The following is an 8,637-nucleotide window of genomic DNA, read 5'->3' as shown; positions in this document are numbered from 1 at the left end:
TCGACCAGTTCGATCTTGAAGGGCAGGGCGGCGAGATCGGCTATTTCGAGGCGCTCGGCCGCATTGCGCGTCACCAGCATCTTCCTGATCTTGCGGCGCGGATTGTCGAGTGCGGCGCGCACCGTGTGCAGGCCGTAGAGCCTCACCAGCCCGTCCGCGGCATTTTCGCCCGGCGGAACCGGCTGTCGGGGCCGGAACGCCGGCGCGCCGCCGCTTTTCTCGTCGCGATAGGCGCGGCGCAGCTTGGCGTAATGGGTGTCTTTGGGAGTGTTGGTTTTATCGCTCATGGCTGGCTTCTATAGCGGTGTCCTCCGGCCAAGGATATGGCCCGCCGTCACAGCCGGCGAACAGAAACGAAAAACCATGGTTGCGCGGTTGACACCCAATGGGCTTGCCGCCATAAGGCGCTGCGCTGGTTTCGGAGAACACATAACTCGGGTCCGGATCGGCGTGAATGCCTCGTTGCATGGCTCCGGCGGCAGACTGGAGAGGTGCCCGAGTGGTTAAAGGGGACGGACTGTAAATCCGTTAGCTTAGCTTACGTTGGTTCGAATCCAACCCTCTCCACCACTGCCGGCCCGGAAGCCCTGAAACGCGACAAGAATCGGACCGAAAAGTGCATGGCGCTTTTCGGATGAATCCGGTACTTCAGGTAAGGCGCGGGTATAGCTCAGTGGTAGAGCAGCAGCCTTCCAAGCTGAATATGCGGGTTCGATTCCCGCTACCCGCTCCAGACACTCATCCCATCACCGGCAAACCGAAACACTGCGCACGAGGCGCAGCGCTCCAATTGTCGTGGCTGCCGCGTCAGCTGTTGAACGCGGTGGCGACCTGGTGCTGCTGCGGCACCTGGCCGTTCGGCGTCAGTCTGTCGACGATGCCGGGCAGGGCGGTGGACAGTTGCTTGAGCAGTTCCTGCTCGTCCAGCCCGGTCCGTTGCGCGATCTCGCGAATGATCTGCGGTCCGATCGCGGCGCCAAGATCGTTGGCGTTGATCGGCTGGTTCTGCCCGGTGCCGACCCAGGAGTCGGCGGCATTGCCGTGGCCGGCATTTCTGAGCTTGTCGAGCAGGCCGCCCAAGCCGCCAGCCAGGCCACCATCGGCGGATGTGGTTTCCGTAGGGACGGGAACGGGGGCGGTCGGAGCGGGCGCGGGAGACTGTTCTGGCGCTTCGGCACTTCTGCCGCTCAGCATCTTGCCGACCAGCAATGCGCCGAGCGCGATCATCAGGGGTTTGGTGATGTTGCCGCCGGGAACGGCATTGTCAAAAAGTCCCATAGTGGATCCTCCATAGCGACCAAGGCCCGACCCCTCCTCAACAATGAAGCATTCGGGCGGAATTTCAAGCTGGCTTGAGGTTTTGACAATCCTATGAAAATGTTCGGCTGGCGAGGGGATGGAGAGGAAAAAATGGGTATCATCAGCTGGATCATTCTCGGCGTGGTCGCCGGCTTCATAGGCAGCAAGATCGTCAACAAGACCGGCCAGGGTGTCATCATGGACATCGTGCTTGGCATCGTCGGCGCCATTGTCGGCGGTCTGATCTTCAGTGCCTTCGGCGCGTCAGGCGTCACCGGCCTCAACATCTACAGCCTGATCGTTGCCGTCATCGGCGCGGTGGTCGTTCTGTGGGCCTACCATCAGTTCAGCGCAAGGCGGACGCTTTAGGCGCCTGCCGATCGTCTGAGGTTTCGAGTTTCTGAAGGCAAGACCGGCTTCAGGCCGGTACGTGCAGCGGCTCGTCTATGGCATCAGCACTGCATCGGCGGCGACGAAAAAGATCAGCGTTCCGGCGATGAACACCGCCCAGCCGACAAGCGACTTGCGGATAGCGGCTTTGTGCTCGGCGTCGGAGTTGTTGTTTTGGTCAAAATCGGTCACGGGGAACTCCGCTGGCTGATTGATCATGTCGTCGTCGATCGAACGTTGCTTCGCCGATTAGACGATCTTTTTCGGCCCGGCAACGCCTCGTGAGCACCTGCCTGGGTGCCAAGGTTACGCCACGACGGCCAGCCGGCGGCGACGCTGATCCAGCGACACGATGGTCAGCCCGCTGCCGATGACCAGCAGGATGCCGCAGATCGCCAGCGCGTTGGGGAATTGCCCGAACACCAGCAGGCCCGAAATGACCGCCCAGACGGTGAAGCAATAGTAGAACGGCGCCACGGCGCTGGTCGGTCCGATGCGATAGGCCATGAAGATGAAGAAATGGCCGAAGATCAGGAAAAATCCGGCGCCGGCCATCAGCAGCAGGTGATGTGCCCCGGGCATGACCCAACGCTCGGAAACCAGATGCGCGGCGCCGGCGCCGATCAGCACGCCGTAGCGGATCTTGGGGTGGCGGTCGCCGCCGGCCTTGCCGGTGCCGCCCAGCGTCACGCCATGCAGGATCGACACGTCGTCCTCGATGACAGCGGTCTCGCCGACCACGAGGCCGGTGGCGTGGTCGATGAAGATGCCCTTGCCGATGCGGGCGGCGGGGTTGATGTCGGTCTGGAAGACCGAGGACGAGCGGCTCTGCAGATAGAGCGCGAAATCCTTGCGCCCCTGGTTCCACAGCCAATGCGCCAGCCGATGGGTCTGGATGGCGTGGAAACCCTTGAAATAGAGCACAGGCATGATGAAGCGGTCGCAGGCCGGATCGCGATCGTAATAGGCCTGGATGTCGACACGCACCGTCGTCGGCCACTCCTTGTCGTCGGCCAGCATGGACTTGAAGGTCTGGCGGATGAGATCGGAGCCGATGTCCTGGTGCGCCAGCCGCTCGGCCAGCCGATGAATGACTGCTTCTTCCAGGCTGTCCTGGTTGAGGATGGTCGAATAGAGGAATGCAGCGAGCAGCGGGTCGCGGTTGACAGCCTCCATGGCCTCGTCGCGGATCGAACGCCAGATCGGATCGACCGGCTTCAATGCGCTGTGTCGGGAAATGCTGATGCTGTTCATCGCCGTCTCGTCCTGCGTCCTGCCTGGCTTGCCTGTTGTGCTTGCCTGTTGCCTGGCCGCACATATAAGCCAGATCATAGCACGATTGAACTCAATTTTCCTTAGTGCTTTGTCAAATGGATTTGGTTCGCGGGAATTCAAGCAGCCATGGAAAACGAACCCTTGATCGACGACGCGCTGAAAAGCGAGCTTTCGGCGCTCTACCGGGCACAGGGCCGCCACTACCACAACCTTGCCCATATCGAGGCGATGCTGGCACTCGCTGGCGACTATCGAGGATTGCTCGGCGACCCCGAGGCGATCGAAGCGGCGATCTGGTTCCACGATGCCATCTATGACAGCAAGGCCAAGGACAATGAGGCGCAAAGTGCTGCCCTTGCCGAGAAAAAGCTGGCGGGCCGCGCAAATCCTTCACGCCTCAACCGCATCTCGGCAATGATCGTCGCCACCGCCACGCACCAGGTGCCGCCGTTCGAAGACGCGGCGGCCACACGGGACGCAAGTCTTTTCCTGGATATGGATCTGTCGATCCTGGGAGCCGCGCCGGACGCCTTCGACGCCTATGAGCGCGCCGTGCGGCGCGAGTACCACTGGGTGGAGGAGCCAATGTGGCGGGCCGGACGCAGTGCTGTCCTGAAGACTTTCCTCGCCCGCCCGCACATCTTCCACACTGAAGAGTTTCGCCAGCGCTTCGAACCGCAGGCCAGGGAAAACATGACGCGGTCATTGCAGGCCCTGCAAACCTCTTTGTGATCTTCGCCGGTGGCGCGCTTGCATGTCGCCCTATCCCGCCACGGGCGTTGCATCGAACAATGCACCGAGAAACGCCTGAACAAGCGAGCGCTGGGCGTCGGTCTTGCGATAGGCGACGCGGTGTATGGAACTGAACGAATAGGCCCTTGGCTTGATCGCCCGCATGTCTCCGGCGGCGACCCAGGGATCGGCAAAATGGCATGGCAGAAAGCCGATGAAGTTGCCCGACAGGATCAGCATCAACTGCGCTTCCATGTGCACGACCGATGCACTCGCCTTGGGATGGCCGACCAGGTAGAGGTCGTCGAAATGTCGATAGCTGCGCACCGAGAACCGCGCGGCATCGACGGCGCCTTGATCGATCCTTGAATCGGGCATCGCAAAGAGCGGATGCCGGCGGCCGCAATAGAGAAGATGCGGTTCGCCGCAATAGTCGCGATAGACAACCCCAGGCGCTTTCTGCGACAGCGGCCCGATGACAACGTCGCGACCGCCATCGGCAACTTGTTGCTCGAGTTCGGACGGCGTACCCACCGAAAGGTCGATGAAGACGTCGGAATCGGGCCCCATGAAGCGGCTGAGCGCGTGCTGGATACCCAGTTCGCCACTGGTGAAGACCCCATCCGACGTGCCGACCCGCAAGCGGCCCGACAGGCTGCCGCTGGCTGCATTGATGCGATGTCCGAAATCGTCAAGGTCGCGGAACAGCCTCTGCGCCGCATCGTAGGTTGCCTGTCCAACCTCGGTCAGGCGGAATTGCTTGCGCCCGCGATGGCAGAGTTGGGCACCGATGCGTTTCTCCAGCTCCGCCAGATGCGTGCTCAGCGTCGGCTGTGACAGGTTGAGCGTGATTTGCGCAGCGGCGAACCCGCCTGAATCGGCCAGCGCCACGAAAACGCGCAGCAGGCGGATATCGATATTGTCCAGCCGGCGCATGCCATTCCCCATGATGCACAGAACGATACATCGATGTTATTCGATGTATCGTTCTAAATAAACTCATTTACATCAATGTCAGAAATCGCGAGCCTGTACGGAACAAAATTGGGGAACAATCATGAAACCGTTACCAGGCACCGCCTTGTCCGCAGCCCTGCTGCTCGCCAGTTCGCAGCTCGCCCTCAGCGCCGACCAGATCCGCATCCTGGCGCCGACATGGCTGGGATTTGCGCCTGTCCATATCGCCAGCGACCTTGGCTGCTTCACCGCCAAGGGCCTTGATGTCAGCATCAAGTTCGAGGATGACCTGACCAACGTCATGGCGGCGATGGCGCGCGGCGACATCGAGATGCAGATGCGCTCGGTCGGCGAATATCAGGGCCGCCCGCGCGACGCCTCGACGCCCGGCATCATCATCGGCACGATCGACGAATCCGTCGGTGGCGACGGCGTCATCACCGATGACAAGATCAAGTCCGTTGCCGATCTGAAGGGCAAGGTCGTCGCGGCCGAGCCCAACATCCCCTCGCGCCTGCTGCTGCAGATGGAGCTGAAGCAGGCGGGCCTGTCGCTGAAGGATCTGCAGATCAAGGACATCGCGACGGCCGATACGGGTGCGGTTTTCGTCGATGAATCGATCGCCGCGATCGCGACCTACGAACCGTTCATGTCGCAGGCGCTGAAGGCCTCGACCCGCACCGGTGCCCGCATGCTGATCTCGTCCAAGGATCATCGCGGCATCATCATCGACGCGATCATCGCCCGCAACGACGACTTCAAGGCGAACCCCGACAAATACGCAAAATTCCTCGGCTGCATCTATGAGACGGTCGATTTCATCAAGGCCGAGCCGGAAAAATTCGCCGACATGGCGTCCAAGCATTTCGGCCTGACGCCTGCCGAAGTGACCGACATCGTCAACTCCAGCCTGTCCTACACGACGCTTGCAGAATCCCTGGCCTACATGGGCAAGCCGGGAGAAAAAGGCACGTTGCACGGGATATTCGACACGGTGATGGATCTAAACCTGGAGAACGGCGCCGCCGACAACAGACTGGTGGCGGCGGACCAGATCGACAGTTCGGCGATCAACAAGATCCCGGCGAAATAGCGGCCGCGCGGCCGGGCCGGCAGCTTGTCTCGGCTGTCGGCAGCGATGTCATTCCGGCTCGCGCCGGTGACGGCCGTTCTTTCGATCATCCGGGGATAATGATTTGTTCAGCAGCCTGTTTGTCTTCCGCGGTCGCGCATCGCCGATGCTGGAGTTTGCCGTCAGTGTCGCCGCGGCTGTGCTCGTCGTTGCCCTGTGGGAGCTGGCGGCGCGCGCGGGCATCATTGCGCCGCAGTTCCTGCCCTCGCCGAGCCGCGTCGTCATTGCCCTGTGGACGATGCTGACCGAGCAGAACCTGCTGTGGCACGTCGCGGTTTCGACCACCCGTGTCTGGATTGCCTTCCTGCTGGCCGCCGTCATGGCGATCCCGATCGGCATCATGATGAGCAGCTACCGGATCGTCGGCGCCGCCCTGGAGCCGATGATCGATTTCATCCGCTACCTGCCGGTCCCCGCACTCGTGCCGCTGTCGATCATCTGGTTCGGCGTCGGCGAGGAGACCAAGATCTTCCTGCTCTGGCTGGGGACGTTCTTCCAGCTCGTGCTGCTCGTCGCCGACGACATGCGGCGCGTGCCGCAGGAGTTCGTCGAGGTCGCCCGCACCGTCGGTGCCAATTCGAGGCAGGTCATGGTCGACGTCGCCCTGCGCTGGATGGGCCCGACGCTGCTCGACAATCTGCGCATCACGCTCGGCTGGTGCTGGACCTATCTGATCATCGCCGAGATCGTCGCCGCCGATTCCGGCATCGGCTATGTGATCTGGACGGCCCGGCGCTTCGTCAAGACACCGGAGGTCATGGCCGGCGTCGTCGTCATCGGCCTGATCGGCCTTGTCACCGACCAACTTTTGCGCCTGCTTCACCGCCGGCTGTTCCGGTATCTGTGAGGAGCATGACATGACCGGATATGTTCAATTCATCGACACGGCCAAGTCCTTCGGCCCCGTCGATGTCGTGCGAAACACCAGCCTTGGCCTCGAGCGCAATTCGCTGGTCGTCTTTCTCGGCCCATCGGGCTGCGGCAAGACCACCTTGATGCGCATGGTCGGCGGCCTCGACGAACCGAGTTCGGGCTCGATCCTGCTTGGCGGGGAAAAGGTCGTCAGGCCGGACCGTCGGCGCGGCATGGTGTTCCAGTCCTATTCGTCGTTTCCCTGGTTGACGGTCAAAAACAACATCGCCTTCGGCATGCGCTACAGGAAGGACCTCGGTGCCACCGAAAGAGCCGAGCGTATCAGCCACTATCTCAAGCTGTTCGGGCTCGCCGACTTTGCCGACTCCTATCCAAACCGGATCTCGGGAGGCATGCGCCAGCGCGTGGCCATAGCCCGCACGCTCGCCGCAGGCTCAGACGTGCTGTTGATGGACGAGCCTTTCGGCGCCCTCGACGCGCTGACGCGCGAGCGGCTTCAGGTCGAGCTGCGGCAGATCCAGATCCGCGAGGAAAAGACCATCATCTTCGTCACCCACGACGTCGAAGAAGCCGTATTTCTCGCCGACCGGATCATCCTGTTCTCACGCCGTCCAGCCTCGATCGTCGCCGATATCGACGTGGCGGCAGAGCTTGGCCCGGACCGGCCGCTGGAGATTCGCGAAACCCAGAAATTCTTCGAGCTGCGCAACAAGGTCCTGCATCTGATCCGCAACGAAACCGGAGTGGTCGTATGAGCCTCTCCTTTTCCGGAAAGACGGTCGTGATCACCGGAGCGAGCCGAGGCATCGGGCTCGGCATCGCCAAGGGCTTCGCCCAGGCCGGCGCCAGCCTGCACCTCATTGCCAACGACGCGGCCGTGCACGAACGGGCCCACGACTTGGGCGCCACAGGCACGGAGGCCGACATCGCCGACCGCGAGGCGGTCGGCGCGGCCCTCGGACCGATCTCCCGGATCGACGTGCTCATCAACAATGCCGGCCTCGAGCTGATGACGCCGATCACCGACAGCAGCGACGAGGCCGAAGCCGCCTTCCGGCGCATCATCGAGATCAACGTCATCGGCACGGCGCTTGTCACCGCGCGCGCCTTGCCGCGCATGCAGGCCGGCGCTTCGATCATCAACACCGCATCGATCTGGGGCCGCGTCGCCGAAGCGCGGTTCGGCGCCTATGTCGCCTCCAAGCACGCCATCATCGGCCTGACGAAAACCTGGGCCAAGGAACTTGGATCGAAAGGCATCCGCGTCAATGCGGTCTGTCCGGGATGGGTCCGCACGGAAGCATCGATGCGCTCGCTTGGCCGGATGGCCGAGCAAGGCGCCGTCAGTGAAGCAGCACTGCTCGAAGACATCGTTGGCGCGCAAGCCCTGCCCGGCCTGATGGAGCCGGCCGACATGGCCGGCACCTATCTGTTCCTGGCGTCGGATCTCGCGGCCAACATCACCGGGCAGTCGCTCGGCGTCGACAGGGGAGAAGTGCCTTGGTAACCCCGCTGCACGGAAAACGCGCGCTGGTCACCGGTGCGGCCAGCGGCATCGGTCGCGCGACCGCGCTCGCCTTGCGGGACGCCGGAGCCATTGTTCTCGGCTTCGATCTCAAGGCATCCGACGGCGATATCCCGATCCTTGCCTGCGACCTTGCCAATGAGGCCGACATCATTGCCGCGGTCAGGCAAGGCGCGCAACGGATCGGCGGCTACGACATTCTGGTCAACAATGCCGGCATCCTCCATGAAGCACCGCTTGAGGCGATTTCGCTCGACCATGTCGACCGCATGTTCGCCGTCAATGTGCGCGGCGCCATCATCGTGGCACGGGAAGTCCTGCCGCACCTTCCCGATGGCGGCCGCATCGTCAACATCGCCTCCGAGCTCGCCTATCTCGGCCGGTCGAACGCCTCGGTCTATTGCGCGACCAAGGCGGCATTGCTCGGCCTGACCCGCTCCTGGGCGCGAGAGCT

The 8,637-nt window shown here is 62.5% G+C and carries 11 protein-coding genes, 2 tRNA genes and 1 pseudogene; 9 read left to right on the top strand and 5 right to left on the bottom strand.

The annotated features are described in order from the left end of the window. Positions 1-287: RNA methyltransferase substrate-binding domain-containing protein (locus tag EN939_RS11720; protein ID WP_272483087.1), on the bottom strand; the 287-nt coding region annotated here is incomplete at its 3' end. 198 nt (positions 288-485) lie between these two features. Here EN939_RS11720 and EN939_RS11715 point away from each other — a divergent pair. Both EN939_RS11715 and EN939_RS11710 read left to right on the top strand, forming a co-directional pair. Continuing rightward, positions 486-570, top strand: a tRNA-Tyr gene (locus EN939_RS11715). Positions 571-659: 89 nt separating this feature from the next. Beyond that, positions 660-733 (top strand) — tRNA-Gly (locus EN939_RS11710). A 74-nt stretch (positions 734-807) separates the two neighbouring features. Here EN939_RS11710 and EN939_RS11705 read toward each other — a convergent pair. Continuing rightward, positions 808-1,278, bottom strand: coding sequence for a YidB family protein (locus EN939_RS11705; protein ID WP_127268141.1), 471 nt, complete (start codon positions 1,276-1,278; stop codon positions 808-810). A gap of 132 nt (positions 1,279-1,410) precedes the next feature. Between EN939_RS11705 and EN939_RS11700 the strand changes: the two genes are divergently transcribed. Then, positions 1,411-1,668, top strand: coding sequence for a GlsB/YeaQ/YmgE family stress response membrane protein (locus EN939_RS11700; protein WP_013531402.1), 258 nt, complete (start codon positions 1,411-1,413; stop codon positions 1,666-1,668). A 75-nt stretch (positions 1,669-1,743) separates the two neighbouring features. On the opposite strand, the gene EN939_RS38005 is transcribed toward EN939_RS11700, so the two are convergent. Further along, a complete protein-coding gene (locus EN939_RS38005) occupies positions 1,744-1,881 on the bottom strand; it encodes a hypothetical protein (protein ID WP_164749104.1) in 138 nt (45 codons plus the stop codon). Between the two features lie 417 nt (positions 1,882-2,298). After that, positions 2,299-2,943, bottom strand: a pseudogene (locus tag EN939_RS11695) (serine O-acetyltransferase); the annotation flags it as partial. Positions 2,944-3,090: 147 nt separating this feature from the next. Here EN939_RS11695 and EN939_RS11690 point away from each other — a divergent pair. After that, complete coding sequence (locus EN939_RS11690; protein ID WP_127268140.1) at positions 3,091-3,696, top strand: HD domain-containing protein; 606 nt, start codon at positions 3,091-3,093, stop codon at positions 3,694-3,696. A gap of 30 nt (positions 3,697-3,726) precedes the next feature. Here the strand turns inward: EN939_RS11690 and EN939_RS11685 are convergent, their stop codons facing one another. Further along, positions 3,727-4,632: a LysR family transcriptional regulator gene (locus tag EN939_RS11685; protein WP_127268139.1), complete on the bottom strand. Its 906-nt coding sequence runs from the start codon at positions 4,630-4,632 to the stop codon at positions 3,727-3,729. Positions 4,633-4,753: 121 nt separating this feature from the next. Here EN939_RS11685 and EN939_RS11680 point away from each other — a divergent pair, with 121 nt between their 5' ends. The 5 genes from EN939_RS11680 to EN939_RS11660 all read left to right on the top strand — a co-directional run. Next, the gene (locus tag EN939_RS11680; RefSeq protein WP_127268138.1) at positions 4,754-5,746 is read left to right on the top strand and encodes an ABC transporter substrate-binding protein; all 993 of its coding nucleotides are present in this window, start codon (positions 4,754-4,756) and stop codon (positions 5,744-5,746) included. A gap of 103 nt (positions 5,747-5,849) precedes the next feature. Next, a complete protein-coding gene (locus tag EN939_RS11675) occupies positions 5,850-6,632 on the top strand; it encodes an ABC transporter permease (protein ID WP_236383447.1) in 783 nt (260 codons plus the stop codon). 10 nt (positions 6,633-6,642) lie between these two features. Next, entirely contained in the window at positions 6,643-7,413 is a 771-nt protein-coding gene (locus tag EN939_RS11670) for an ABC transporter ATP-binding protein (RefSeq protein WP_127268137.1), read from the top strand. Continuing rightward, the gene (locus EN939_RS11665; protein WP_127268136.1) at positions 7,410-8,165 is read left to right on the top strand and encodes an SDR family NAD(P)-dependent oxidoreductase; all 756 of its coding nucleotides are present in this window, start codon (positions 7,410-7,412) and stop codon (positions 8,163-8,165) included. Before EN939_RS11670 ends, EN939_RS11665 begins: the two co-directional genes overlap by 4 nt. Beyond that, positions 8,159-8,637: SDR family NAD(P)-dependent oxidoreductase (locus tag EN939_RS11660; RefSeq protein ID WP_164750954.1), on the top strand; the 479-nt coding region annotated here is incomplete at its 3' end. The genes EN939_RS11665 and EN939_RS11660, both read left to right, overlap by 7 nt.

Origin of the sequence: Mesorhizobium sp. M7A.F.Ca.CA.002.05.1.1 (assembly GCF_003998335.1) — a bacterium.
Lineage (GTDB): Bacteria > Pseudomonadota > Alphaproteobacteria > Rhizobiales > Rhizobiaceae > Mesorhizobium.
The sequence above is the reverse complement of the archived record's forward strand: the minus strand, read 5'-3'. Positions and strand labels throughout refer to the sequence as shown.